Annotated in this window: 26 protein-coding genes; 11 read left to right on the top strand and 15 right to left on the bottom strand. The window is 30.2% G+C overall.

Features of this window, described 5'->3' with window-relative positions:
• Window positions 1–60: 60 nt before the first annotated feature.
• From Q0998_RS02215 to msrB, 3 genes are all read right to left on the bottom strand, one after another.
• Window positions 61–504 carry a hypothetical protein gene (locus tag Q0998_RS02215; RefSeq protein ID WP_299665609.1) on the bottom strand — a complete coding sequence of 148 codons (444 nt, stop codon included), beginning with the start codon at window positions 502–504 and terminating at the stop codon, window positions 61–63.
• The gene (locus Q0998_RS02210) at window positions 482–1,024 is read right to left on the bottom strand and encodes a DinB family protein (RefSeq protein ID WP_299665606.1); all 543 of its coding nucleotides are present in this window, start codon (window positions 1,022–1,024) and stop codon (window positions 482–484) included. Before Q0998_RS02210 ends, Q0998_RS02215 begins: the two co-directional genes overlap by 23 nt.
• Window positions 1,025–1,395: 371 nt before the next feature.
• A complete protein-coding gene (gene msrB / locus Q0998_RS02205; protein ID WP_299665603.1) occupies window positions 1,396–1,878 on the bottom strand; it encodes a peptide-methionine (R)-S-oxide reductase MsrB in 483 nt (160 codons plus the stop codon).
• Between the two features lie 190 nt (window positions 1,879–2,068).
• On the opposite strand from msrB, the gene Q0998_RS02200 reads away from it, so the two are divergent.
• Window positions 2,069–2,893 carry a M48 family metallopeptidase gene (locus Q0998_RS02200; RefSeq protein WP_299665601.1) on the top strand — a complete coding sequence of 275 codons (825 nt, stop codon included), beginning with the start codon at window positions 2,069–2,071 and terminating at the stop codon, window positions 2,891–2,893.
• A 68-nt stretch (window positions 2,894–2,961) separates the two neighbouring features.
• Entirely contained in the window at window positions 2,962–4,269 is a 1,308-nt protein-coding gene (locus Q0998_RS02195) for an MFS transporter (protein WP_299665598.1), read from the top strand.
• Here Q0998_RS02195 and Q0998_RS02190 read toward each other — a convergent pair.
• The 7 genes from Q0998_RS02190 to Q0998_RS02160 form a co-directional block, all read right to left on the bottom strand.
• Window positions 4,266–5,030 carry a CDP-alcohol phosphatidyltransferase family protein gene (locus tag Q0998_RS02190; RefSeq protein ID WP_299665595.1) on the bottom strand — a complete coding sequence of 255 codons (765 nt, stop codon included), beginning with the start codon at window positions 5,028–5,030 and terminating at the stop codon, window positions 4,266–4,268. The genes Q0998_RS02195 and Q0998_RS02190 overlap by 4 nt on opposite strands.
• A 153-nt stretch (window positions 5,031–5,183) precedes the next feature.
• Complete coding sequence (locus Q0998_RS02185; protein WP_299665593.1) at window positions 5,184–5,747, bottom strand: type 1 periplasmic binding fold superfamily protein; 564 nt, start codon at window positions 5,745–5,747, stop codon at window positions 5,184–5,186.
• Window positions 5,748–5,763: 16 nt separating this feature from the next.
• Window positions 5,764–8,166 carry a TonB-dependent receptor gene (locus Q0998_RS02180; protein WP_299665591.1) on the bottom strand — a complete coding sequence of 801 codons (2,403 nt, stop codon included), beginning with the start codon at window positions 8,164–8,166 and terminating at the stop codon, window positions 5,764–5,766.
• Between the two features lie 348 nt (window positions 8,167–8,514).
• Window positions 8,515–9,288: a TerC family protein gene (locus Q0998_RS02175; RefSeq protein WP_299665589.1), complete on the bottom strand. Its 774-nt coding sequence runs from the start codon at window positions 9,286–9,288 to the stop codon at window positions 8,515–8,517.
• Window position 9,289: 1 nt separating this feature from the next.
• Window positions 9,290–9,736 (bottom strand): hypothetical protein, encoded by a 447-nt coding sequence (locus tag Q0998_RS02170; protein ID WP_299665586.1) that lies wholly within the window; start codon window positions 9,734–9,736, stop codon window positions 9,290–9,292.
• A gap of 44 nt (window positions 9,737–9,780) precedes the next feature.
• On the bottom strand, window positions 9,781–11,124 hold the full coding sequence (gene purB, locus Q0998_RS02165) for an adenylosuccinate lyase (RefSeq protein WP_299665583.1): 1,344 nt from the start codon (window positions 11,122–11,124) through the stop codon (window positions 9,781–9,783).
• Window positions 11,125–11,178: 54 nt separating this feature from the next.
• Window positions 11,179–11,721 carry an adenylosuccinate lyase gene (locus Q0998_RS02160; protein ID WP_299665580.1) on the bottom strand — a complete coding sequence of 181 codons (543 nt, stop codon included), beginning with the start codon at window positions 11,719–11,721 and terminating at the stop codon, window positions 11,179–11,181.
• Window positions 11,722–11,800: 79 nt separating this feature from the next.
• Between Q0998_RS02160 and Q0998_RS02155 the strand changes: the two genes are divergently transcribed.
• From Q0998_RS02155 to Q0998_RS02125, 7 genes are all read left to right on the top strand, one after another.
• Window positions 11,801–12,517, top strand: coding sequence for a toxin-antitoxin system YwqK family antitoxin (locus Q0998_RS02155; RefSeq protein ID WP_299665577.1), 717 nt, complete (start codon window positions 11,801–11,803; stop codon window positions 12,515–12,517).
• A 240-nt stretch (window positions 12,518–12,757) separates the two neighbouring features.
• Window positions 12,758–13,945, top strand: a complete 1,188-nt coding sequence (mnmA, locus tag Q0998_RS02150; protein ID WP_299665575.1) for a tRNA 2-thiouridine(34) synthase MnmA — start codon at window positions 12,758–12,760, stop codon at window positions 13,943–13,945.
• A gap of 52 nt (window positions 13,946–13,997) precedes the next feature.
• Window positions 13,998–15,668 (top strand): S8 family serine peptidase, encoded by a 1,671-nt coding sequence (locus Q0998_RS02145; RefSeq protein WP_299665573.1) that lies wholly within the window; start codon window positions 13,998–14,000, stop codon window positions 15,666–15,668.
• The gene (locus Q0998_RS02140; RefSeq protein WP_299665571.1) at window positions 15,668–16,609 is read left to right on the top strand and encodes a nitronate monooxygenase; all 942 of its coding nucleotides are present in this window, start codon (window positions 15,668–15,670) and stop codon (window positions 16,607–16,609) included. Before Q0998_RS02145 ends, Q0998_RS02140 begins: the two co-directional genes overlap by 1 nt.
• A gap of 116 nt (window positions 16,610–16,725) precedes the next feature.
• Window positions 16,726–16,917: a cold shock domain-containing protein gene (locus Q0998_RS02135; RefSeq protein WP_036821181.1), complete on the top strand. Its 192-nt coding sequence runs from the start codon at window positions 16,726–16,728 to the stop codon at window positions 16,915–16,917.
• Between the two features lie 326 nt (window positions 16,918–17,243).
• On the top strand, window positions 17,244–17,435 hold the full coding sequence (locus tag Q0998_RS02130) for a cold-shock protein (RefSeq protein ID WP_218771141.1): 192 nt from the start codon (window positions 17,244–17,246) through the stop codon (window positions 17,433–17,435).
• 84 nt (window positions 17,436–17,519) lie between these two features.
• Entirely contained in the window at window positions 17,520–17,717 is a 198-nt protein-coding gene (locus Q0998_RS02125; protein WP_366943588.1) for a YwbE family protein, read from the top strand.
• On the opposite strand, the gene Q0998_RS02120 is transcribed toward Q0998_RS02125, so the two are convergent.
• The 4 genes from Q0998_RS02120 to mtaB are packed head-to-tail and all read right to left on the bottom strand — an operon-like array spanning window position 17,718 to window position 21,412.
• Window positions 17,718–18,620: a lytic transglycosylase domain-containing protein gene (locus Q0998_RS02120; protein WP_299665564.1), complete on the bottom strand. Its 903-nt coding sequence runs from the start codon at window positions 18,618–18,620 to the stop codon at window positions 17,718–17,720.
• A gap of 44 nt (window positions 18,621–18,664) precedes the next feature.
• Complete coding sequence (locus Q0998_RS02115; protein ID WP_299665560.1) at window positions 18,665–19,324, bottom strand: alpha/beta hydrolase; 660 nt, start codon at window positions 19,322–19,324, stop codon at window positions 18,665–18,667.
• A gap of 2 nt (window positions 19,325–19,326) precedes the next feature.
• On the bottom strand, window positions 19,327–20,067 hold the full coding sequence (locus Q0998_RS02110; protein WP_299665557.1) for a DUF6438 domain-containing protein: 741 nt from the start codon (window positions 20,065–20,067) through the stop codon (window positions 19,327–19,329).
• Window positions 20,068–20,077: 10 nt separating this feature from the next.
• Window positions 20,078–21,412 (bottom strand): tRNA (N(6)-L-threonylcarbamoyladenosine(37)-C(2))-methylthiotransferase MtaB, encoded by a 1,335-nt coding sequence (mtaB, locus tag Q0998_RS02105; RefSeq protein ID WP_299665555.1) that lies wholly within the window; start codon window positions 21,410–21,412, stop codon window positions 20,078–20,080.
• 124 nt (window positions 21,413–21,536) lie between these two features.
• Between mtaB and Q0998_RS02100 the strand changes: the two genes are divergently transcribed.
• Window positions 21,537–22,034, top strand: a complete 498-nt coding sequence (locus Q0998_RS02100) for a GNAT family N-acetyltransferase (protein WP_299665552.1) — start codon at window positions 21,537–21,539, stop codon at window positions 22,032–22,034.
• Complete coding sequence (locus Q0998_RS02095) at window positions 22,031–22,354, top strand: antibiotic biosynthesis monooxygenase (protein ID WP_299665549.1); 324 nt, start codon at window positions 22,031–22,033, stop codon at window positions 22,352–22,354. Before Q0998_RS02100 ends, Q0998_RS02095 begins: the two co-directional genes overlap by 4 nt.
• Here the strand turns inward: Q0998_RS02095 and Q0998_RS02090 are convergent.
• Window positions 22,351–23,493, bottom strand: coding sequence for a geranylgeranyl reductase family protein (locus Q0998_RS02090; RefSeq protein WP_299665546.1), 1,143 nt, complete (start codon window positions 23,491–23,493; stop codon window positions 22,351–22,353). The genes Q0998_RS02095 and Q0998_RS02090 overlap by 4 nt on opposite strands.
• Window positions 23,494–23,505 lie beyond the last annotated feature (12 nt).

Here is a 23,505-nt window from a genome sequence, read left to right as displayed (position 1 = left end):
GGAAACACAAATATAGGAAATAACCACAATTTTTATAAAGTTCTCGTCTTGTTTTTTAGTTTATAATTTCTTTAAAAATAAACTTGTAAAAAAATTAATTAGGTGAAAGAAAACTGAGAGAAAAAAAATAAGAATAGAAAAGAAAATAACTATATTCGAGTTATCGTTGATCATTTGAATTCCTTCATAAGATTGGTTTCCAATCCAATTCCAGAGATGCTTTGTCAGCAACAAAAAAAGAGCTATTAGTTGTAATAAAATATGAATACTTGTCAACCACTTATTTGGAGGTTTTTCTGTCCAATCCAATGAAAAATAATTGATGCCAATCATTGCGAAAAAAACGGCAGAGAATAAGTATAAATGATAATTTGTAATTATAAAGTATGTCGCATGTATATTGATGTCTATAGTTTCATCTCCGCTTAAAAAAGCTATCAAAATAAATATGGGTACCAAACCAAAGAAAAAAAGATGTGGTTTAGCAATAATTTTCTTCACCATAATTTTTTATTAAAATTTTTGTGTGATGCTCTGTGTGATGCGCTGTCCACATTATAATTTCTCTAATGGTCATTTTACCCATTAAAGGATGAGGAATTACTAGAGTATCTAAATTTAAATCACTAACTTTTTTAATTTTATATTGCAATTTTTTATTTTGAATTTGCAGTCTATTCAATAATCTTTCTCTTTCTTTTTGAATGGGTTTTTTCAATTTTTGATTGAATAATTTTGCTTTTTCGGTATTGTCTTTTAATTTTTGTTGGTAGTTTTTGGCTACCGTGTCATAATCTCTAGTTGCTCTATTGCATAAGCCGAATTTATATTTAAGGAAAAATCGAGGGTAGCTTAACGCGTTATTTAATAGTTGTAAACTATCTACTAAATGCTGAATTTGTTGACCAGTCGTCCATTTTCCAACAGGCCCTTTTTCCCAAATTTCTTTTGGCTGCTTTTCTAACCAATCAAATAATTTTTGATGTTTTAATTCTAATAAATCGGCAATAGCTTCTTTCTTCATTACTAATAGATTGAATCATAAATGTAAGTAAATTTAATAGTTTTTCCTTTTTTTAAAACCAATAATTAATCCAACAATTCCAATTGTAAATAAGCTTAAAAAAACGAAGAATATTTTTGAGTCCGCTATTAAGAATTTATTGTAAAAGTAAAAAAGAAACGGGCCTAAATACACTCAAAAAACATCATTTTTTAGCCTCCTTTTTTATAATTAGGTAGGTTTTTTTTTGATTAGACTTTTAAAGAATCCCAGTCTCAAGCTATAAGAAATAAGGCTGGAATTAACACGAGCCCAATTATGATTGAGATTCACCTTACATCATTAAAAGGAGCTGAATGTATCAGCTCTCATTTAAAATATTTTAAAAATAATTAATCTTTCTTTGGAATAAATTCTAAAGCTACCCCATTTATACAATGACGTTTTCCTGTTGTTTCTTGTGGTCCATCATCAAAAGAATGCCCTAAATGACCACCACAAGTAGTGCATTTGAGTTCCGTTCTTGCGTACCCAATTTTATAATCTACATCTAATGCTACATTTCTTTTTATAGCTCTATCAAAAGAAGGCCATCCTGTTCCAGAATCAAATTTATGTTCAGATTCATATAAGGGCGTTTGACAAGCAGCACAAACATACGTGCCAGGTTTGTCATTTTTATTTAAAGGGCTGGTAAAAGGTCTTTCTGTTCCAGATGCTCTTAAAACATGGTATTGTTCTGCGGTCAATTCTTTTTTCCATTCCGCAGCTGTTTTAGAAATCTTATATTTTTTATTTTCCTTTTTATCGTTTTGAGCATTTCCTGAACAACTTATTAAAAATAGAATTGCCAAAAAGTAAATTACTTTATTCATTATATTTATTTTAATTAAAATGGATTATATTTCTTTGAGTCGATTTTTCACAAAAAGACTTAAACAAAGATAAGCATCAAAAGGATATTTATTTTCTTTAGAGTCATTTAAAAATTGAATAGAGCACTTTTAGTACATATTTAAATTTTAAATTGCTCCCATTAAAACAAAACTATAAAAAACGATAAACATGAAAAAAATAGCTTTTTTATTATTAACTGTATTCTTTTTTTCTGAATGTAGTAAAGTGCCAATTACAGGTAGAAATAGAGTAAATTTTGTAAGTGATTCTCAAGTGTTACCAGCAAGTTTTGCGCAATACCAAGGTTTTTTAGAGGAAAATAAGCTTTCTACAAATAGAGCAATGACAAATCAAGTTAAAAGTGTCGGTGCAAATATTTCTGCCGCTGTAGACAGATTTATGAGAGCCAATAATATGGTTGAAGAAGCCAATGCTTATAAATGGGAATTTAACCTAATTGAAGATAAGACAGTTAATGCTTGGTGTATGCCAGGAGGAAAAGTTGTTTTTTATACGGGTATTATGCCGATCTGTGCGAATGAAGATGGAGTAGCCGCTGTAATGGGACATGAAGTAGCACATGCATTTGCAAAACATGGTCAAGAAAGAATGTCTACAGGTCAGTTACAACAAATTGGAGGTTTGGCTGTTGCCTTAGGAACTTCTGGTAGAAGTCAAGAATCTCAACAAATTTGGAATACTGCATTTGGTATTGGTTCTGGTTTAGGAATGTTAAAGTTTAGTAGAACTCATGAGCAAGAAGCAGATAGATTAGGTCTGGTTTTTATGATTATGGCTGGTTATAATGGTACAGAAGCTGCTGAGGTTTGGGTAAGAATGAGTGAAAAAAGTGGTGGAAGTTCTACCCCAGAAATTTTAAGCACTCACCCTTCAAATGCGTCTAGGATTAGAGACTTAAGAACTTATTTACCAACGGCAAGAAAGTATGCTGCTAAATTTAATGGCGATGCAAACGTGATGTTAAAGAAATAGACAAAACTTTTACTATATTGTATGCCGTTCAAGAAATCTTGAACGGCATTTTTATTTAAAACAATTCTATGTTAAAAATTGGTGATAAGAAATTAATAAACGCTTGGGCTTTTTATGACTGGGCTAATTCTGTGTATTCTTTGGTAATTAGTACAGCAGTTTTTCCTATTTATTATGCTGGCTTAACCGCTTCCGAAGGTTTTGCAAATGCCGAAGGAAAAATTACCTTTTTTGGAACACTATGGAACCCTACAACGTTATACAACTTTGCACTGGCTTTTTCATTTTTGGTAGTAGCCTTTTTATCGCCTATGCTTTCTGGTATTGCAGATTATTCAGGAAATAAAAAGAAATTTTTAAAAGGGTTTTGTTTGTTAGGTTCGTTGTCTGTGATGTGTCTATTTTTCTTTACAGGAAAAGAAACACTTTGGGTAGGCATTGTTTTCTCGATACTAGCAAGCATTGGGTTTTGGGGAAGTATTGTTTTTTATAATGCATATTTACCTGAAGTGGCGCATCCAAAACAACAAGATAATGCAAGTGCAAAAGGATTTATGTTAGGTTATTTCGGCTCTATTCTATTGTTGATTCTATGTTTAGTTTTAATAGAAACTGAGGTTTTCGGTATGTATGACAAACAATTTGGTTCTCAATTATCATTTGTATTGGTAGGATTATGGTGGTTAGGATTTGCACAAATTACGTATGCAAAATTGCCAGATTCTGAGAAAGTTATTTTACCTAAAGACAACTATTTTACAAAAGGTATTAAAGAAATAAAAAAAGTAGCGAAAGAGTTATTTGCCTACAGAGAGTTGAAGATTTTTTTAATTTCTTTTTTTTTATTGAGTATTGGTGTCCAAACAATTATATTGATGGCAGGTATTTTTGGAACTATTTTGGGATTAGAAACTCTCAACCTTATCGGCACAATTTTAATTGTTCAATTTGTTGGAATTTTGGGTGCCTTTTTATTTTCTAGGTTGTCTAATAAAATTGGAAATATAAAAACGCTTAAAATTACAATTGCAATATGGGGACTCGTTTGTTTTATAGGTTTTAACTTAACTAAAGAAACAACCAATATAGAATTGTATTTCTATGTTCTGGGAGGATTGATAGGTTTGGTAATGGGCGCAATACAATCTTTAGCAAGATCTACCTATTCAAAATTATTACCAAAAACAGAGGATACAGCATCTTATTTTAGCTTTTTTGATGTAACAGAAAAAATTGCTTTGGTTATTGGAATGGTTACGTTTGGAGTTTTAAATTCAATAATATCGATACAATCTAGTGTTTTATCTCTAGCAATCTTCTTTTTAGCTGCATTTATAATGATCAGTCAGATGAAGAAAACGAAACATGTTCGTTAATAGAAAACTTTCCGAATCAATACAAAAACAAATATGAATGCAGAATAGCCTATAAAGAAAGGAATAATGAATGTTTTTAAACCTAAAACCAATAACATGCTTATAATTAGTAATTGAAATCCTAAACCAAAAGTTGATACCATAGACATTAACCAATTAGGAAAGGGCTTTCCTTCGGCCGCGTTTCTATCTAAAGCATAAATTATTTCATCAAAAAGACCGTATAATAATTTGTAGATAAAGAACAATAGATTTACATTCTTTTGTTTTTCACCAGGCAAAGCAGTAGGCGTTTTGTCTTCAAAAACTCTACTAGTTGTATCGCCTGCAAATCTATTTCTAAGAATAACGTAGTAATAATTATATAAAGTTCCTTGTAATTGTATGCCAAAAAATGCCAATAGTGTATACAAAATATGAATGTCGGTAATTTTCCATAGTGTTATAAAAATAATAAAATTTAGTATAATATCTGATATCGAATCTAAAAATCTACCTGTATAAGAAGGTGTTTCTTTTATTCTGGCAAGTTCGCCATCTGCAGCATCTAAAATAGATTTAAAAATTAGAAAAAAAGCGGCTGTCCAGTAATAACCAGCAATCATAAAATATATGCCAATGCAGCCAGAAATTACAAAAGCAATGGTTACATCTACAGGCGTAAAAGAAGTTTTTTTAAGGGAGTTTGCAATGATTCTTGCAAGGGGTCTGCCATAATCTGACAGGTCTATAAATTGATGTTTTTTAGGTAACTTAGACATTGAAAGTATCTGTTAATAGCATTTTTAACGATTTAACAGAATCTTTAAAACAGCAAAATTTGTGATGGACAAATGTAAATATTTCGACCGTTAAATATAAAAAAAAACACATAAAAATTAATTTATGTGTTTTTTTTAAAAATAAATGGTTTTTTATTGAACCGTTATTGCAAACGTTGCTTGTACATCTGTTTCTCCTCCTGCATTTGTAATATCTCCTTCACTTACGCCAGTAGCACTCTTCATAGGTTCATGTCTTAACGTAATTGTTAAATTTCCTGAACTAGCAGCTGTAGTTACTAAAGTGAACTCAACTCCAATAGGATTTCCGTCTCCATCCATATCATCATAAGTTACTGTAGCGATATTATTAGTTGCCGTAAAAAAGAATTGATGCTCTTCATCTAAATCTAAAACCTCTAAGGTAACATCTTCTGCAGGATCTTCAGTTTCATTTTCTACTTTTAGAACGCCATTATAAGTGGTATTTGCTGCTAAAACTGCATTTGTTGGGTTTATAACAGGCGGATTTGGTCCATCACCGTCTAAATCTACACTTTTTAAAATAACAACTGTACCACCACCATTTGGTGTTAATGTTGCTGTTATGGTTGTAATTAATTCTTGTTCAACAACAGGATCAGGATCATCATTTGAACAAGCTATAAAAGTAGATACGAATACTGCAATAATTGCTAAATTTTTAATTGTTTTCATAATTTTGTTATTTATTTTAATAATTAAATTTTAATTGTAATACATAATTTCTTCCTAAATCATCAGCAAAATATCTTAGCCTATTGAGATATTCTCTGTAATTTGTGTTCATAATATTTGTAACGTTTATGCCAATTGTTAGCTTTGTTTTTTTTGAAAGTTTAAAAGTGGCATCAGCATTAAAGTTTAGTAAATGATAACTTTCTGGCGTAGAACTTACATCTACCAAAACATTTGTGTCTGTTGTTGGAATATAAGTTTCAAAATTATTATTAGGAAATAGGTTTTGCTTAAAAACAAATTCGCTTGCTAAATTCGCATTAAAATGATGCCATTTTTCTTTTTTAAAACTAATTTCATTAACGGTTCTTGCAGCTGGAATATCAATCAAATCTCGATTATTATCAAGATCTTTTCCTCTTATAAAAGAAGATTTGTTGTTGAATAAAAATTGATTATTGATTTGCTGCTCAAAACTTACATCGATACCAAACAAATTGGCAGTTGTTTTTTTATATGCCCAGACAGGAAAAGCACCACGAATAGTTTGCTCTGTTCCGTTGGGTTCTATATAAATAAAATTATTAATATGATTAAAAAATAGCTCAACCAACACAGCAGTATTATCATTTTTAAAATTATAACTTGTTGCAAATCTGTTTGATGTTTCCTGCTGAATTCTTAAATCTCCCAATTCTATTCTTGCCGCAGAATGGTGTAAACCATCACTAAATAATTCTGAGGGATTTGGCGCTCTATTAGATAGTGCGTAATTAAACAAAACAGCATTTTCTTCATTCAATTGATAAGAAATTCCTGCAGAAGTAGATACATTATGATAATCAAATTTTGGATTTACCAACCATTGCGTATTAAAATCTCCAATAATTAAATCATTAAATTCTGCATCGTAATTTCGTTCATTCCACCTACTTTTTAAGTAAAATTTCTTTGCATTAAATGAGTTGTAATCATATCTTAAACCAACATCTACAGTTGTTTTATCATTTAAAACAAAATTTCCAATGGTAAAAATACCAACATCATATTTATTAAAATCTGGAATTAATCTTCGCACACCAGTATTTGGATTTGCAAAATTATTTTGATAAGCTCCCAAAACACCAACCTTGTAGGTTTGATCTGACTTTGCATCAAATTCAAAACTTGTTTTTATAGAATGAGATGTTAAATTCAAGTCAATGGCAGGTTTATTTCTGTCATCACCAATTCTAACATCAAACTCAAAACGTTGATTGTCTTGAAAATCATATTGAATTGTCAATTTACCTAGTTTTTTGAATCGCTTATAATAATCTGCTTTCACCAATTGATGCGTAATATCTTGTCTTGGAGCATTTATTTCATAGGAAAAATCATTAATAACTAAAGGTTTTGGAGTGTTGATTGCATTTACCAAATCTTCTATATTCCCTAAATGAGAAGCTCTTAAAATTCCTATTTCATTATGAATATAAGTATAATACAAGTTAAAGCCGCTTTCAAATTTTTTTAAACCAGTTTGTATTGAAAACGCTTTAGAATTTAAACCAGTATTTGTTAAAACATAATCTGGAGTTTCAAAATCGCCAAATCTTTTGAGTGTCGATTTCGCATTTACATACCAACCTTTTTTAGTTGATTTAGATATAGATGAATGAAAACTAAAACCACGCCCATTAGTTTGTCCGCTTACAATAGTTTTACCATAAAGTGAGTCTTTTAAAATTACTTTACTTGGTTCTGTAATAATTACGCCACCAATAGCATCACCACCAAACTCTAAAGAATTGGCACCTTTTACAACTGTAATTTTTTCTGCTGTATTAATATCAATATTTGGTGCGTGTTCAATTCCCCATTCTTGATCTTGTAAACGAACTCCATTTGCCATTACAATAACTCTGCTACTATGCAAACCATTTATTATTGGTTTTACAATGGTGCTTCCTGTATTTATTGAAGAAACACCAGCTATTTCTTTTAGAGCATCCCCCAAATTTAAATTACTATATGTATCAATTTTATCAACCTTTAAAACAGAAGTTTGCAACGTTTTAGATTTTACATTTAAACCAGCAGTTACATTAATTTCGTTTAATGATTCTATATGATGTTCTAAAAAAAAATCTTTTGATAAATTATCTTTTAAATCTATTGAAACCTCTTTTGTTTCACATGAGATATGAGAAATTATAAGAGTCAATTCTCCCTTACATAAATTTGTAATTTTAAATTTTCCTTCAAAATCTGAAGTGGTATATTTATTTAAATTTTTTATCAATATAGCAGCACCAAAAATTGGAGTTCCATCATGATAATCTGTAACGGTACCTTTAAACGTATAGACACATTTCTGTGCATAATTTGCTAAACTTAAGAAACAAACTAATACACAAAAAAAGATTTTTTTTGTCATTTTAATACTTTAGAATTAGTAGTAATTTTATAAAAAATTATGCTAAAACTGGTGGACCACGAAGTTGGTAAGATAAAGGCTTATGATTTAATAAGAAATTATAAGGTGAAATAATTATAGAATATAAATTCTTAATAATTATTTGTTTTTCATTTTTGTTATTAAAAAAACTATCCGTTTTTTTAATAACATCTAATTTACAATCTAATGTTTTTTCATGAATATGCTTTTCTATTTTAGAACTACAGACAGCATGGTTGTGATTTTCAAATGCGTGCAACGATTGTAAAACTGCTGGAGACAGAAATACGAAAACAAATATAAATGCAATATGTTTTTTTAAAGTTGCTATAATTTTGGTTTTTTTCTAATTTTTAAATTCAGCATTTCTACGCCTAATGAAAATGCGATCGCAAAGTACAAATATCCTTTAGGAATTGCGCCAACAGATTTGTTAAATATTTCTGAATGCGATAAATGTGCACCTTCTGTAATTAACATAAAACCTATTAAAATTAAAAAAGACAAGGCTAACATTTGTATGGTTGGGTTCTTATTGACAAAACCACTAATAGGTTTAGAGAAAATCATCATAATTAAAATAGAAATAATTACGGCAATTACCATGATTGTCAAAGCACCTTCAATTCCGTTGGTCATACCAACAGCAGTCAAAATACTATCAAAAGAAAAAACAATGTCTATTAATATAATTTGAATAATTACGCTTGAAAAAGAAATTACTTTAGGTGATTTTAATACTTCGTCTTCATTCGTGCTTTCAACTTTCTGACGGATTTCTTTCGTGCTTTTATAGATTAAAAATAAACCTCCTAAAAATAGAATTACACTTTGTCCTGTTAAACCCGTTTTAAACCAATCTACATCTATTTCTAAAAATGGTTCTTTTAAGGCAATTAAATAAGAGACGCCAAATAGCAGTATTATTCTTGTAATCATGGCCAAAGCCAATCCTAAAAGCGTGGCTTTTTTAACTTGATTTTCGGGTAATTTATTTGCGGAAATAGATATAAATATAATATTATCGATTCCTAAAATAATCTCTAAAAAAGTTAAGGTTATTAATGCAACCCAAGTATCTGCATGTAGAAATATTTCCATTTTATTTTATTTTGTAAATAGTACCATCTGTTGCGAACTTACTAAACCCTATTTTTGCTGAAAATTCATAAGAATCATCAGTAATTTTTGTGATTTGAACAAAAATAGCATCTCTGTCTAATACTTTTTCTGGAGATTTCATTTTTAGAGAATAAAAGAAATTATTTTTCCATTTTATATATAACGTATCAATATGTTTTACTCTCTTTTCTGTGGTTATACCATTTTTAGAAATACTGGTAATTTTTTCATATTCTTCAATCTGTAAGCTATCTATTCTGGTGACAATTGTTTTGCTATATCCTTTTCCAGCAGGAATTTCAAAAACACCTTTTTTAAATTTGTCTGAATTGTCTGCAATTTCTGATTTACAAGCGTAAAGTATGAAGAATGAAGCAAGAAGTATGAAGAAAAACCTCGATAAAATTTTATTTTTTTTAATTGACATTCCCTTTTATTTTTAATATTTAACTTCCAAACTTCCAAACTCAACTATATCCCAGTATAATTTGCGGGTGTTATTGCTTTTAATTCTTCTTTAATTGCTGAAGAAACTTCTAAAGTATCAATAAAGTTAGCAATCGATTTTTGATTGATTTTGTTGTTCGTTCTTGTTAAGCCCTTTAACGCTTCATAAGGATTTGGATACGCTTCACGTCTTAAAATTGTCTGAATTGCTTCTGCAACAACAGCCCAATTATTTTCTAAATCTTGTTCAAACTTTGCTTTATTCAGTAATAGTTTGTTCAAACCTTTTAAAGTGGATGTAAACGCAATAATTGTATGACCAAAAGGAACACCAACATTACGTAAAACGGTACTATCCGTTAAATCACGTTGCAATCTAGAAACCGGTAATTTTGCTGAAAGGTGTTCAAAAATTGCATTTGCAATTCCTAAATTTCCTTCAGAATTTTCAAAATCAATCGGGTTTACTTTGTGTGGCATTGCGGAAGAGCCCACTTCACCAGCTTTAATTTTTTGCTTAAAATAATCCATAGAAACATAAGTCCAGAAGTCTCTGTCTAAATCTATAATAATGGTATTGATACGTTTTAAATTATCAAACAACGCTGCTAAATGATCATAATGTTCTATTTGTGTGGTTGGAAAAGAGTGTTGTAGACCTAATTTTTCTTGTATAAAATTACTTCCAAAATCTTTCCAATCGATATCTTTATAAGCAACTTTGTGCGCATTAAAATTACCTGTTGCACCGCCAAATTTGGCAGCACTTGGTATGTCATTTAATAAGTTGAATTGTTCTTTTAAACGAACCACAAAAACAGCTATTTCTTTTCCTAATCTTGTTGGTGAAGCCGGCTGACCATGCGTTCTTGCCAACATAGAAATGTCTTTCCATTCGATAACCAATTCTTGTAATCTTTCTAAAACTTCAAAATAATGAGGCAGATATACATCATTCATTGCTTCTTTGATAGAAAGCGGAATTGCAGTATTGTTGATGTCTTGTGAGGTTAATCCAAAATGAATAAATTCTTTGTATTTATCTATGTTTAGCTTGTCAAATTTTTCTTTGATAAAATATTCAACAGCTTTAACGTCATGATTGGTTATTTTCTCAATGTCTTTTATTTTCTGAGCATCGTCTTCAGTAAAATCTACATAAATTTTACGCAATTTATCAAACAAATCAGTATCAAAACCTGCTAATTGTGGTAAAGGAATTTCGCACAAAGCAATAAAATATTCAATTTCTACACGAACGCGGTATTTTATTAAAGCTTCTTCAGAAAAGTAATTTGCTAATTTTTCAATTTTACCTCTATAGCGCCCATCAATAGGAGAGATGGCATTTAATTTTGTTAAGTTCATTATTTTGTTGTGTTGTAAGCAACAAAAATAAGGATTAAAAGACACTTATTAATGTCATTTTAGATGTTTTTCAATCAAATTTATAATCTGTTTTCCGCGTGCTTTCGTGCCTTTACTCTCATGAATTATTTTGGTTTCTATCAAATGTTTTAACTCTGGATGAATCCAATCTCTCTCTAGACCAAAAAGATATAAAGTATGCATCGTGTAAGCTCTCACTGCAATTTTTTGTGGAGTAATTAACCAATCAAAACCAGTTGCTATAATGTTATCAATTTGTTGGGGTGTTAAGTTCTCTTTAATTTCATTAGTAGTTTTAACATGATAGGAAGTTGCCAAATGTTCACAAATTTTTGCACAGGGTCTAATGGCACTGTCAAATTTTAAAGTTGAAATCTTTTCAGAAAATTCATCTAAATGTGGAAGCATCCATTCTAAATGATGGTGAGTGCAAAACCACTCTAAAACCCAAGCAGCTTTTATAGAAACTTTAGTATCAACTTCAAAAGTAATAGCAACCAACTCTTTGAATAAAATTGGGTTTTCTAACACAATATTTGCAACGCTTTGTCTGTTCTCCCTTTTAGGGTTTTCCATGTGATCGAGTTGTGCTATTAAAAAAAGACGATTCGTTTCTAGCACTATTAATGTATATTTGTTGTAAGATTTTCTTTAGATGTTAAATATAAAAAAACTGGTTTTTCTTTTTGCTTTTTTTGCTTGTTATTGTACAAGTGAAGATTGTAATGCGCAGAAAATCAATCAATTTGATCAAAATAAAAAACGCACAGGAATTTGGAAAAAATACCATCCAAATAAAAGAATTCGCTATACAGGGCAGTTTAAAAATGGAAAAGAAGTTGGTGTCTTTAAGTTTTATGATGTTACCACTTCAGAAAAACCCGTAATTATCAAAACTTTTTTTGAAGCATCAGATTCTGTATTTGTTCAGTTTTTTACATTAAAAGGAAAGATTAAAACGGAAGGTGTTTTAGATAAAAGAAAAAGAGTTGGCAACTGGAAGTATTTTTATCCAAATGGCATTTTAATGTCAGAAGAAAATTATAAAAACGGTACACTTCATGGTACACAGCTGGTGTATTATCCCGATGGACAAATCACTGAATTTGCTGAATATAAAAACGGATTCTTAGAAGGTGTTTCTAGCAAATATTCTAGTAAAGGTGTTTTAATAGAAAAAATTACTTACAAAGATGGCAAGCCAAACGGATTGGCAAAATACTTCGAATTGGACGGAAATTTAAAAGAAACAGGAATTTACAAAGACGGAAAAAGAGTAGGGAAGTGGGAGTTTTATTTAGATGGTGAAATTGCTTCAGAACAAGAGAAAAAGAAGGAGAAAACATTTACTAGAAAGAAAGAGAATAAATAAGCCCATTGTCTTTCAGACATTTCCCCAAAGGGGAAAATTGAGCCAGTTTTTTTCTGTAAGGTATCTCTATAATATTAAATCACAGCATCCGTAAGAATCTGTGTCAACTTTTTTAATAATCTTCTGTGAATCTCTAATATTTCTCTGTGAATGTCTTCGAAATACCCATAAATAATCTGTGCAATTCGCGTCTTTTAAAACCATTTCTAATTTGTATCTTTGCACCCACAAAAATAGTGTATGAAACGAGTAGTAGTTGGTCTTTCTGGTGGTGTAGATTCTAGTGTTACTGCATATTTATTAAAAGAACAAGGTTTTGAAGTGATTGGGCTTTTTATGAAAAATTGGCACGATGATTCAGTAACCATTTCTAATGAATGTCCGTGGTTAGAAGATAGTAATGATGCAATGATTGTTGCAGAAAAATTAGGAATTCCTTTTCAAGTGGTAGATTTAAGCGAACAATACAAAGACAAAATTGTAGATTATATGTTTGCTGAATATGAAAAAGGAAGAACACCAAACCCAGACATACTTTGTAATCGTGAAATAAAGTTTGATGTTTTTATGGACATTGCTCTAAAATTAGGCGCAGACTATGTTGCGACGGGTCATTATTGTAGAAAAGATGCAGCAATAATTGATGGAAAACCAGTTTATAAATTATTAGCAGGGAAAGATATCAATAAAGACCAGTCTTATTTTTTATGCCAATTGTCTCAAGAGCAATTAGCAAAAGCATTATTTCCTATTGGCGAATTGACAAAACCAGAAGTTAGAGAAATTGCTAAAAAAGCCGACTTAATTACAGCAGATAAAAAAGATTCTCAAGGACTTTGTTTTATTGGTAAAGTCCGTCTACCAGAATTTTTACAACAAAAATTGCAACCAAAAGAAGGGAATATCATTCAAATTCCTTCAGATTTTCCTGAATATATAAAGTCCGCACCAAAATTTGAAAACAAGGAAGCATCATTAAAATATTTTGCAACTAAATTTAAGTATTCAGAAGAAGACGGAAAATTCGTTGGGAAACATCAAGGTGCACACTATTTTACCAAAGGACAACGAAAGGGACTAAATGTTGGTGGTACAAAAGAAGCTTTATACGTCATTGAAACAGATGTGAAAACCAATACAATTTACACAGGTGAGGGTAAAAATCATCAAGGCTTGTATCGAAATGTGTTGTTTGTATCAAACGAAGAAATACATTGGATTCGTGAAGATTTAACTTTGAATTCTGGAGAATCGATGCATGTGGAAGCTAGAATTCGGTACAGACAAGGTTTAGAAAAAGCGACCCTATATAAAGTTGAAAATGGATTATATGTTGAATTTGAAAACAAACAATCTGCTATACAAGAAGGCCAGTTTGTTGCTTGGTATCAAAAAGAAGAGTTATTAGGTTCTGGTGTTATTTCTTAAAAACTTTTTTTAGGTTTATTAAAATGGTATTTTTATCGTTTACAATAAACTTATGAAAAAAATAACATTACTTTTTTCTTTATTATTTACTTTTTCATTGTTTTCACAACAGGAAGATGCTTGGTTGTTTTTAAAAGACAAACCAAATGCGGCTACTTTTTTGGCAAATCCTTTAACAATGCTTTCTCAAAGAGCGATTGATAGAAGGAATAATCAAAATATAGATTTAGAACTTTCTGATGTTCCCATTGATGAAAATTATTACAATCAATTAAAAAATGAAGGAAATATAGTTGTTTTAGGGAAATCTAAATGGTTGAATGCGATTCATATTCAAGGAACAAAAACAAATATAGAGGCAGTTTTTTCTAGCCTTTCTTTTATAAACAAGATTAAATTTGCAAATAAATCTTTTAATAATCTAGCTAATAAATCGATTAAAAAGGCAAACCATTATAATAAATTCAAAACTTCACAAAGTACATTTAATTATGGCAGCACAAGCAATCAAATAAAAATACTCAAGGGAGATTATTTACATGCACAAGGTTTAACAGGCGAAGGTCAAATGATTGCTGTAATAGACGCAGGTTTCCCGAATGTAGATGTTTTACCCGCTTTTCAAAGATTAAGAGGGCATCAAAAAATTCTTGGAGGTTATGATTTTGTAGAAAGAAACACAAATTTTTATTCAGGGAACAATCATGGTACAAATGTGCTATCAACCATTGGTGGCTATTTAGAAAATGAATTTGTAGGAACTGCACCAAATGCATCTTTCTATTTATTTAGAACAGAAAATGCTGCTGTAGAAGTTCCTTTAGAAGAAACATTATGGGTAGAAGCAGCTGAAAGAGCAGATAGTTTAGGCGTAGATATTATTAATACTTCTTTAGGATATTCTACTTTTGACAATCCTAATTATAACTATGCTTACTCAGATATGGATGGAAAAACAGCTTTTATCACTCGAGGAGCAGAAATTGCAGCAAATAAAGGAATCTTGGTTGTAAATTCTGCCGGGAATTCAGGTAATGATTTATGGAAATATATTACAGCACCTGCAGATGCACCCTCTGTAATTACAGTTGGCGCGGTAGATAGCAAAGGAAATATAGCAAGTTTTAGTTCTTTTGGTCCCACTGCGGATGGAAGAGTGAAACCGGAAATTTTAGCACAAGGGGTGAATGCAGCAGTTATTAGTCATTCTAATGGGGCTATTATTTCTTCGAACGGAACCTCATTTTCATCACCAATAATGGCAGGTTTAATTGCTTGTTTGAATCAGCATAAAGGATTTATTTTAAAATCGGCTAGAAATCAAAGTTTTAAAGACTCACATAATTTTAATGAGTTTTTAAAGAAAGCAGTTTACGAATCTGCTGATCGGTTTTCCAATCCTGAGGCTCAATTTGGCTATGGAATTCCAAATTTTGAGCTTGCGTTCAACAATTATGTAGCATCACTTTCTATAGAAGAAAATCTTTTAGAAATTGTAAAAATTACCCCGAATCCAATTTCAACAACTTTTAAAATTGAAGGAATTCAAAGTAACTTCAAAAATTATACACTACAGATATTTGATCTTTTAGGAAAACAAGTTTTTCAACAAAAACAAATATTTTCAGATGATCTAAATATTTCTTTTTTAGAAAACGGCATTTATTTTTTAAGAATTTCAAAAGGAAATCAATATAAAACTATAAAGATTATTAAGAACTAATGACAAATAAGATTACAGAATTGTTTGGTATCAAATATCCTATTATTCAAGGTGGAATGATTTGGGTTTCTGGTTGGAAATTGGCTTCTGCCGTTTCAAACGCTGGCGGGTTGGGCTTAATTGGTGCAGGCTCTATGTATCCTAAAATTTTAAGAGAACACATCCAAAAATGTAAAAAAGCAACTGACAAACCTTTTGGAGTAAACGTGCCAATGTTATACCCAGATATTGAAAAAATAATAGATATTATTATTGAAGAAGGTGTAAAGATTGTTTTTACTTCTGCCGGTAATCCAAAAACTTGGACTTCCTTTTTAAAAGAGAAAAATATTACAGTGGTGCATGTAGTTAGTTCTGTGAAATTTGCTTTAAAAGCAGAATTGGCAGGTGTAGCGGCAGTTGTTTGTGAAGGTTTTGAAGCTGGTGGACATAATGGAAGAGAAGAAACGACCACATTTACTTTAATTCCTATGGTGAAAGAACAAGTTAAAATACCTGTAATTGCTGCGGGAGGAATTGGTTCTGGACGTGGAATGTTAGCAGCAATGGCATTAGGAGCAGATGGTGTACAAATAGGAAGTAGGTTTGCAGCAACCAAAGAATCTTCTGCACACGAAAATTTTAAACAAACCATTTTAGATGTTAAAGATGGTGATACACATGTAACATTAAAGGAATTGGCGCCTGTACGTTTGGTAAAAAATAAATTTTATAATGAAATACAAGAATTGTATCTAAAAAAACCAACGGTAGAAGAATTAAAGAAATTATTAGGAAGAGCACGCGCAAAAAAAGGAATGTTTGAAGGAGATTTGGTGGAAGGTGAGTTAGAAATAGGTCAAATTGCAGGGTTAATTCATAAAATAAAACCTGCAAAGGAAGTTTTAGAAGCCATTATAAAAGAATTTAACGATGTTAAAGCACTTATCTACAATACATAATGTGGCGAAATAAAAAAATAATGAATCTTTTTGCAAAATAAATTTATTGGCATTATCTTTGCAATTCAATAAACGTTGTTTGTAATTAAACAAATAACATATTTAATACTATTACAATGAATAAAGGTACCGTAAAATTTTTCAATGAATCTAAAGGATTCGGATTTATCACTGAAGAAGGAAACAACAAAGAACATTTTGTACATGTGTCAGGATTAGTTGACGAGATTCGTGAAAACGATGAAGTTGAATTTGACTTACAAGATGGAAGAAAAGGATTAAACGCAGTAAACGTAAGAGTTATATAATTATATATTATTTTATTACTAGTTAATTTTTTATCTAAAACCCTATCAATAATTGATAGGGTTTTTTTAATTTCAGTATTTAAATTAGTGAAACTCAATTTTTATTCCGAAGCTTCGGAAGCGAAGCAACATCTGTGTGGAAATAAAAAAGAAATTCCTACTGGATGCCTTAGAAGCTTGGGTTGAGGTTCTTCATTTCAGTACTAACATCAATTTTATGTAAAGTAAATCAAAGTTTTATTTCTTTTTTCAATTATTGGCATTATCTTTGCAAATCAATAAACGTTGCTAGTAATTAAACAAGCAACATATTTAATTTTATTATAATGAATAAAGGTACCGTAAAATTTTTCAATGAATCTAAAGGATTCGGATTTATTACTGAAGAAGGAAACAACAAAGAACATTTTGTACATGTGTCAGGATTAATTGACGAAATTCGTGAAAACGATGAAGTTGAGTTTGACTTACAAGATGGTAAAAAAGGATTAAACGCAGTAAACGTAAGAGTATTATAACATATATCTATTACTAGTTAATTTTTATCCAAAAGCCTATCAATAATTGATAGGCTTTTTTTATTTTCGCTTTTAAAAGGGATTATGGTTATTGACGGAAGACAAAGAAAAAATATACAAATAGGTTTATTTGTAGAAATTGTTCAAAAACAACATCAAAGAAGTGGTGAGTTAAGCGAAGGAAAGGTGAGTAAAATCCTTACCAAATCTTTAAACCATCCTTACGGAATAAAAGTACAATTAGAATCTGGACTTGTAGGAAGAGTTAAAAACGTGTTATAATTATTGTACAGGAATTTTAATCTCATACAATTTTCTACTTTTATTATTCAGCTTATTTTCTCGTAACCAAGGATTGTGAATTTTCAATTCTTTATAATTCATACCGAATTTTTTTGCAAATAAAGCTAAATTAGAAACAACCGTATCTACTTTTACAGTTCTTGTTTCTTTGATGGTATACAAATCTTCCTTATCAAAAACAAAACCATATTTTTTAGGATGAGATATGATTTCTTTTAAAGCTAAAATTCTAAAAACATAACGTTCCGTTTCATTTGGTAACAATGCATCGTAATAATTATTAACTTGTTGCGTTTCTAACCTTTTAGAAACTCCATAATTACCTGCATTATAAGCTGCGGCAGCTAAAGTCCAAGAACCTAAGCTTTCTTTTGCTTTTTTTAAATAGGCTGCAGCAACCTCAGTAGCTTTTTCAATATGGTAGCGTTCATCTACATTATCGTTAATTTCTAAACCATATTCTTTACCCGTTTTTTTCATAAAATGCCACATACCTGCCGCACCAGCGGAAGAAGTATCGTCAGTAAAACCACTTTCGGCCAAAGCTAAAAATTTAAAATCGTCAGGTAAATTGTATTTCTTCAATAAAGGCTCTAAAACTGGAAAATATTTATGAGCCCTTTTTATAAGCAAGATACCATTAGATTGCCAATAGGTATTTACCAGCAATTCTCTTTCCATTCTTTCTTTCACATCATTAATTTCTACAGGAACTCTTTCTCCTGCTAAATTAAGACCGTCAGGTAGCTTTAAAGCTTTTATTTTATATGTTTTATGTGTTTGCGTTTCAGGTTCTATCTTAGATGTACCTACTGCATTTATAAAAGATGCAGTAATAATGGTAATCCCCAATAATAATAAAATACGTTTATTTGTTTTCATAATTTTGTAATTTTATAGTATAAAAGTATGAAGACAACTTTGTATTAACAAGTTAAAACTTCATCAATAATTTTTGAAATCTTTTTGGCTTTGGTTAGTATCATAATATGAGTACCACCATCAACTTCTATGGTGTTTTTAATATTTTTTATAGGGAAAACAGTATCTTTTGAACCATGAATATGAACAATATTTTCAACAGGTTTCATTTGTTCCCATTGTATGATATTAAAAATAGACCATTTTAAATATTTTTTACTTCTTACAGAAAGGTATTTCTGATACAATTCAGCCTTTTTCTTTAAAGATTTCCCTAAAAAGAAACAAGCATATTCTTCAAAATTCTCTACAACTATGGTTGGGAAAATTCTATAGATTTTAGTAAACTTTGCAAATCTGAATCTTTTTGGAAGCTCGTTTTGGTTCTTAACGCTAGAGATGATGATGACCTTTTTAGGATTTACAAATTTCGCTAATTCTTGCGCCATGATGCCACCAAATGAAACTCCAATTAATACCGGGTTTTCTTCAGTAATATCATCACTTAGTCTACACGCATAATTATCAATATCTTCTTCTACAGCAAGAGGCCTTATCCATTCTAAATAATGGAAAGTGTATTTTTCTGGATCTAATTCTAAATTTTCAAAAATTCTGGGACTAGCGGCTAAGCCTGGAACGAAATAAATGGGGGTTTTTTTCATTTTTATTCTATTAGTTTTTCTTTCAATAATAATTCTTCAATATAATCATAAGCATACGCTATTTCATCAGGAATGTTTCTCCAAAGTATTATTTTTATTTGCTCATCATTGTAAGTAATAAATGTGTCTGAGAAATCTTTAACAGCGTCTGTTTCTTTAGCATCTTCAAAATCTTTGAACATCGTTTTTTCAAACATGTCATTCAACTTCTTTAATTCACTTTTTTCTAAGGTAAAAGTAGTCGCTCCTTCAACAAGTACAAATTCCTTGCCAAAAAACTGTACTTCTCCGTTTTTAAAAAATGTGACTTCAAAAACAGGACAATCTCCAAAACACGAAGTTTTAATTACGTTAATTAATGTGTTTTCTGCCAGGTTTTTAACGCTGTTTAAAACAGCTTCCGTATTTAATGTAATCGTAGAAAACAAATTTGTTTTTTTTAATTTATTGTTCCAAAAATCAAAATTATCTGATGGAACACTAATAATTGCAGCTTTGTATGTTTTTTTATTTGCAATTAAATTACTTATTGTTAAATTATTTTCTATGAGGATTTCTTTAATATCACTAATTTCTTTAGGATTTTTTAATACCAAAATTAATTCTTTAAAATTATTTTCCTTTAAAGCATCTAAATCCTCAATGATAAGTTCATTTTTTTTTGAGTTTTTTACGGATGGTTCATTCTTACTTTGGCTACAAGTAAGAACTACTAAAAAGAATAAAAGGAAATATAATTTCATAATCTATTTTTTAAATGGCTACTTTAGATGCTGCAAATTGAAATCGAACCAGACCATCTTCGTCAATTTCAGTTAAGCAAATGGTATGTAAAGTATTTACTAAATTAGGGTTCCAAGGTGTTTTTACTTTTACATAATTTTCTGTAAAGCCATGAATAAACCCTTCTTTATTTTCACTTTCAAATAAAACTGTTAGCGTATTACCCAATTGAGATTCATAAAAAGCACGTCTTTTTTTAGCAGACAAACCTCGTAACATTTTACTGCGTTTTGCTCTTATATTTTTAGGAACAATGCCACTCATAGCTACCGCTTCTGTATTTGGTCTTTCTGAATAGGTGAAAACATGTAAATAGGAAATATCTAAATGAGTTAGATAATTATAAGTTTCTAAGAAAAGTGCTTCTGTTTCACCAGGAAAACCAACAATAACATCTACACCAATACAAGCGTTTGGCATTAACTCTTTAATTTTTGAAACTCTATTTGTGTAGGTATTTGATAAATACCTGCGTTTCATTTTTTTGAGTAATTCGTCGCTACCAGATTGCAGTGGAATATGAAAATGTGGGACAAAAGAAGAAGATTTAGAGACAAAATCGATGGTTTCATCTTTTAATAAATTAGGTTCTATAGAAGAAATACGTAATCGATGAATTCCGTCTACCTTATCCAACTCTTTTACCAGTTCTAAAAAAGTATGTTCGTGTTTTTTATTTCCAAATTCGCCTTTACCATAATCGCCAATATTTACACCAGTTAAAACAATTTCTTTAATGCCTTTAGAAGAAATTTCTTTGGCATTATCTAAAACGTTTTGTAAAGTATCGCTTCTTGAGATTCCTCTTGCTAACGGAATTGTGCAATAGGTACATTTGTAATCACAGCCGTCTTGTACTTTTAAAAAAGCACGAGTTCTGTCTCCTATAGAGTAAGAACCTACATAAAAATCGGCATCAGAAATTTCGCAAGAGTGAATTTTACCAGTATCGTTTTTAGTTAAATCGTTGATATAACTGGTAACATTAAATTTTTCTGTTGCGCCTAATACTAAATCAACACCATCTACATTGGCCAATTCTTCTGGTTTTAATTGCGCATAACAACCCACTGCTATTAAAAATGCATCTTCATTTTTTTTGAGTGCATTTTTAACGATAGATTTAAAGCGCTTATCTGCATTCTCTGTTACAGAGCAGGTATTTATCACATAAATATCTGCCATTTCATCAAATTCTACGCGCTCAAAGCCTTCGCTCACAAAGTTTCTAGCAATCGTAGAAGTTTCAGAGAAATTTAATTTGCATCCTAGGGTATAAAAAGCAACCTTATTTTCTTTCTTCATTTTTTTTATCTGTATAATTAAAAATAGAAACTTTAAATGAGTTCATCATTTTTTAAAGTTGATATATTATATTTACAAATGCTGTCTGAGACAGTATAGCGTCTGCAAAAGTAAGTTATTATTTATGATATTTAGAACCGAAAGACTACTAATTACGAAACTAATTTTAAAAGATTTGGATGACTTTTATAAGTTGGAAAGTGATCCTGAGGTTTTAAAATTTGCCACAGGAACTATTAAAAATTTAGAAGAGAGTCGTATAGATTTAAATGCTATTGTTTCTAAATACAATATAAAGGATAATAATTTTTGGATTTATGCAGTAAAAAGAAAATCGGATGCTACCTTTTTAGGAACTGTTGCTTTGGTTAAAGACGGAATGGAAGATGAAATTGGCTATCGTTTTTTAAAGAAATATTGGGGAAATGGTTATGGTTTAGAGATTTGTAAAGGATTAATTTCTTATTGTAAGCAGATAGGAAAAACAAAACTAATCGCTTATGTAGTTGATGAAAACAAAGCGTCAGCAAAAATATTAGAACGATTGAATTTTAAAAAAGTAAAACATTTTATGAGCGAAGATATCCAATTACCAGAAACAAAATACGAGATAATATTATGATTGTTGATTTTTTAAAACCACCTTATTATGCGGTTATATTTTCTACTATTTTAACTAATAATTTAGAGAATTATGCTGAGACAGCTGAAAGAATGGAAGCACTAGCAAAACTTCAAAAAGGATATTTAGGAATAGAAACAGCAAGAAATGAAATTGGCATCACAATTTCTTATTGGGAAAGTTTAGAGGCTATTACTGCTTGGAAAAATAATATAGAACATACAAAAGTTAGAAATTTAGGAAGAGAAAAATGGTATCAAAAATACCAACTTCGTATTTGTAAAGTAGAGCGTGAATATGGATTTGAGAAAACATCTTAAAATATGGCTTCTTTTATTTTTGCTTTTAGTTTTTTTGAAACATTTGTAGGAAAAGGTCGGTCTCCATGTAAAATAGCGACCATTAAATCACTAAAAACTTGCCCGTATTTTTTTAATATTACATTTCTAACAGCATTGTTATTGTAAAAATACTTTGATAAAAGTACGCCCGATTTTAATTCTGGTAATAATTTTATATTTAGTTTTTCTAGATATTTTCTTTCTGCTAAAATTGGATCGAGATTACTTTCTATAATCGCTTCGGCAACATATTTACCACTTAAAATTGCGTTAGAAATTCCTTCTGCAGTTATTGGTTCTGCAAAACCAGCAGCATCACCAATTAAAAACACATTGTTTTTTACGAATCCATCTGTTCTTGGAGCAATAGGAATTTGAAAACCATGCGCATCTTCTTTTATGATGTTTGTAATTCCTAAAGTTTTAAGGTATTTTTTATAATAGTCCTTTAAATTGATCTTTCCTTTTTTAGTCGTTAAAACACCTAAAGATAAATGATTTTTCTTGGGGAAACTCCAAGCATATCCATAAGGAACTGCATCAATGTCAAATCGCACACTTTTAGACAAACGTTCAAAATCTGCCTTAGAGACTTCAACTTCATATTCTAAAGCAGGAATTAATTTTCTCGTTTCTTCTAGCCAACCAGCCATCTTAGCTGTAGTGCTTAAAACACCATCTGCAGCAATTACAAAATCCGCAGTAATAGTTCCTTGAGAAGTCTTTAAAATTGTATGTTTTTCTTTAAATTCTAAATTTAATAACTTATGATTTTCTAAAAGCGTTACTCCAAATTCTTTCGCTTTTTCAACAATTAAATTATCAAAAGCATCGCGCATAATCATCGTAATTATTGGCTCTTCTTTAGAAGAATGATAATGAATTTTACCATCATTAAAATAACTATCTACTTTAAAAAACTCACGTTCTATTACAGCTGCAATTTCAAAAGGCATATTTTTTCTACCTCTGTTCACAAAACCTCCACCACAAGTTTTATAACGTGGTAAGGATTCTTTTTCTATGATTACAGTAGAAATGCCTTTTTGACCTAAATAAAAAGCTGTAGAAGCTCCAGAAGGACCACTACCAATAATAGCAACATCAAAATGTGTCATAAAGAGTTTGAT

The sequence above is a fragment of the uncultured Polaribacter sp. genome (genome assembly GCF_947501385.1).
Classification (GTDB): Bacteria; Bacteroidota; Bacteroidia; order Flavobacteriales; family Flavobacteriaceae; genus Polaribacter.
Note: the sequence above shows the minus strand (reverse complement) of the source record. Positions and strands in the feature narration are given on the sequence as shown.

Excerpts from the sequence above, each read along its gene's own strand:
- Q0998_RS02215 (WP_299665609.1), bottom strand. The coding sequence starts at position 504 with ATGGTGAAGAAAATTATTGCTAAACCACATCTTTTTTTCTTTGGTTTG.
- Q0998_RS02210 (WP_299665606.1), bottom strand. The coding sequence starts at position 1,024 with ATGAAGAAAGAAGCTATTGCCGATTTATTAGAATTAAAACATCAAAAA.
- msrB (WP_299665603.1), bottom strand. The coding sequence starts at position 1,878 with ATGAATAAAGTAATTTACTTTTTGGCAATTCTATTTTTAATAAGTTGT.
- Q0998_RS02200 (WP_299665601.1), top strand. The coding sequence starts at position 2,069 with ATGAAAAAAATAGCTTTTTTATTATTAACTGTATTCTTTTTTTCTGAA.
- Q0998_RS02195 (WP_299665598.1), top strand. The coding sequence starts at position 2,962 with ATGTTAAAAATTGGTGATAAGAAATTAATAAACGCTTGGGCTTTTTAT.
- Q0998_RS02190 (WP_299665595.1), bottom strand. The coding sequence starts at position 5,030 with ATGTCTAAGTTACCTAAAAAACATCAATTTATAGACCTGTCAGATTAT.
- Q0998_RS02185 (WP_299665593.1), bottom strand. The coding sequence starts at position 5,747 with ATGAAAACAATTAAAAATTTAGCAATTATTGCAGTATTCGTATCTACT.
- Q0998_RS02180 (WP_299665591.1), bottom strand. The coding sequence starts at position 8,166 with ATGACAAAAAAAATCTTTTTTTGTGTATTAGTTTGTTTCTTAAGTTTA.
- Q0998_RS02175 (WP_299665589.1), bottom strand. The coding sequence starts at position 9,288 with ATGGAAATATTTCTACATGCAGATACTTGGGTTGCATTAATAACCTTA.
- Q0998_RS02170 (WP_299665586.1), bottom strand. The coding sequence starts at position 9,736 with ATGTCAATTAAAAAAAATAAAATTTTATCGAGGTTTTTCTTCATACTT.
- purB (WP_299665583.1), bottom strand. The coding sequence starts at position 11,124 with ATGAACTTAACAAAATTAAATGCCATCTCTCCTATTGATGGGCGCTAT.
- Q0998_RS02160 (WP_299665580.1), bottom strand. The coding sequence starts at position 11,721 with ATGGAAAACCCTAAAAGGGAGAACAGACAAAGCGTTGCAAATATTGTG.
- Q0998_RS02155 (WP_299665577.1), top strand. The coding sequence starts at position 11,801 with ATGTTAAATATAAAAAAACTGGTTTTTCTTTTTGCTTTTTTTGCTTGT.
- mnmA (WP_299665575.1), top strand. The coding sequence starts at position 12,758 with ATGAAACGAGTAGTAGTTGGTCTTTCTGGTGGTGTAGATTCTAGTGTT.
- Q0998_RS02145 (WP_299665573.1), top strand. The coding sequence starts at position 13,998 with ATGAAAAAAATAACATTACTTTTTTCTTTATTATTTACTTTTTCATTG.
- Q0998_RS02140 (WP_299665571.1), top strand. The coding sequence starts at position 15,668 with ATGACAAATAAGATTACAGAATTGTTTGGTATCAAATATCCTATTATT.
- Q0998_RS02135 (WP_036821181.1), top strand. The coding sequence starts at position 16,726 with ATGAATAAAGGTACCGTAAAATTTTTCAATGAATCTAAAGGATTCGGA.
- Q0998_RS02130 (WP_218771141.1), top strand. The coding sequence starts at position 17,244 with ATGAATAAAGGTACCGTAAAATTTTTCAATGAATCTAAAGGATTCGGA.
- Q0998_RS02125 (WP_366943588.1), top strand. The coding sequence starts at position 17,520 with ATGGTTATTGACGGAAGACAAAGAAAAAATATACAAATAGGTTTATTT.
- Q0998_RS02120 (WP_299665564.1), bottom strand. The coding sequence starts at position 18,620 with ATGAAAACAAATAAACGTATTTTATTATTATTGGGGATTACCATTATT.
- Q0998_RS02115 (WP_299665560.1), bottom strand. The coding sequence starts at position 19,324 with ATGAAAAAAACCCCCATTTATTTCGTTCCAGGCTTAGCCGCTAGTCCC.
- Q0998_RS02110 (WP_299665557.1), bottom strand. The coding sequence starts at position 20,067 with ATGAAATTATATTTCCTTTTATTCTTTTTAGTAGTTCTTACTTGTAGC.
- mtaB (WP_299665555.1), bottom strand. The coding sequence starts at position 21,412 with ATGAAGAAAGAAAATAAGGTTGCTTTTTATACCCTAGGATGCAAATTA.
- Q0998_RS02100 (WP_299665552.1), top strand. The coding sequence starts at position 21,537 with ATGATATTTAGAACCGAAAGACTACTAATTACGAAACTAATTTTAAAA.
- Q0998_RS02095 (WP_299665549.1), top strand. The coding sequence starts at position 22,031 with ATGATTGTTGATTTTTTAAAACCACCTTATTATGCGGTTATATTTTCT.
- Q0998_RS02090 (WP_299665546.1), bottom strand. The coding sequence starts at position 23,493 with ATGACACATTTTGATGTTGCTATTATTGGTAGTGGTCCTTCTGGAGCT.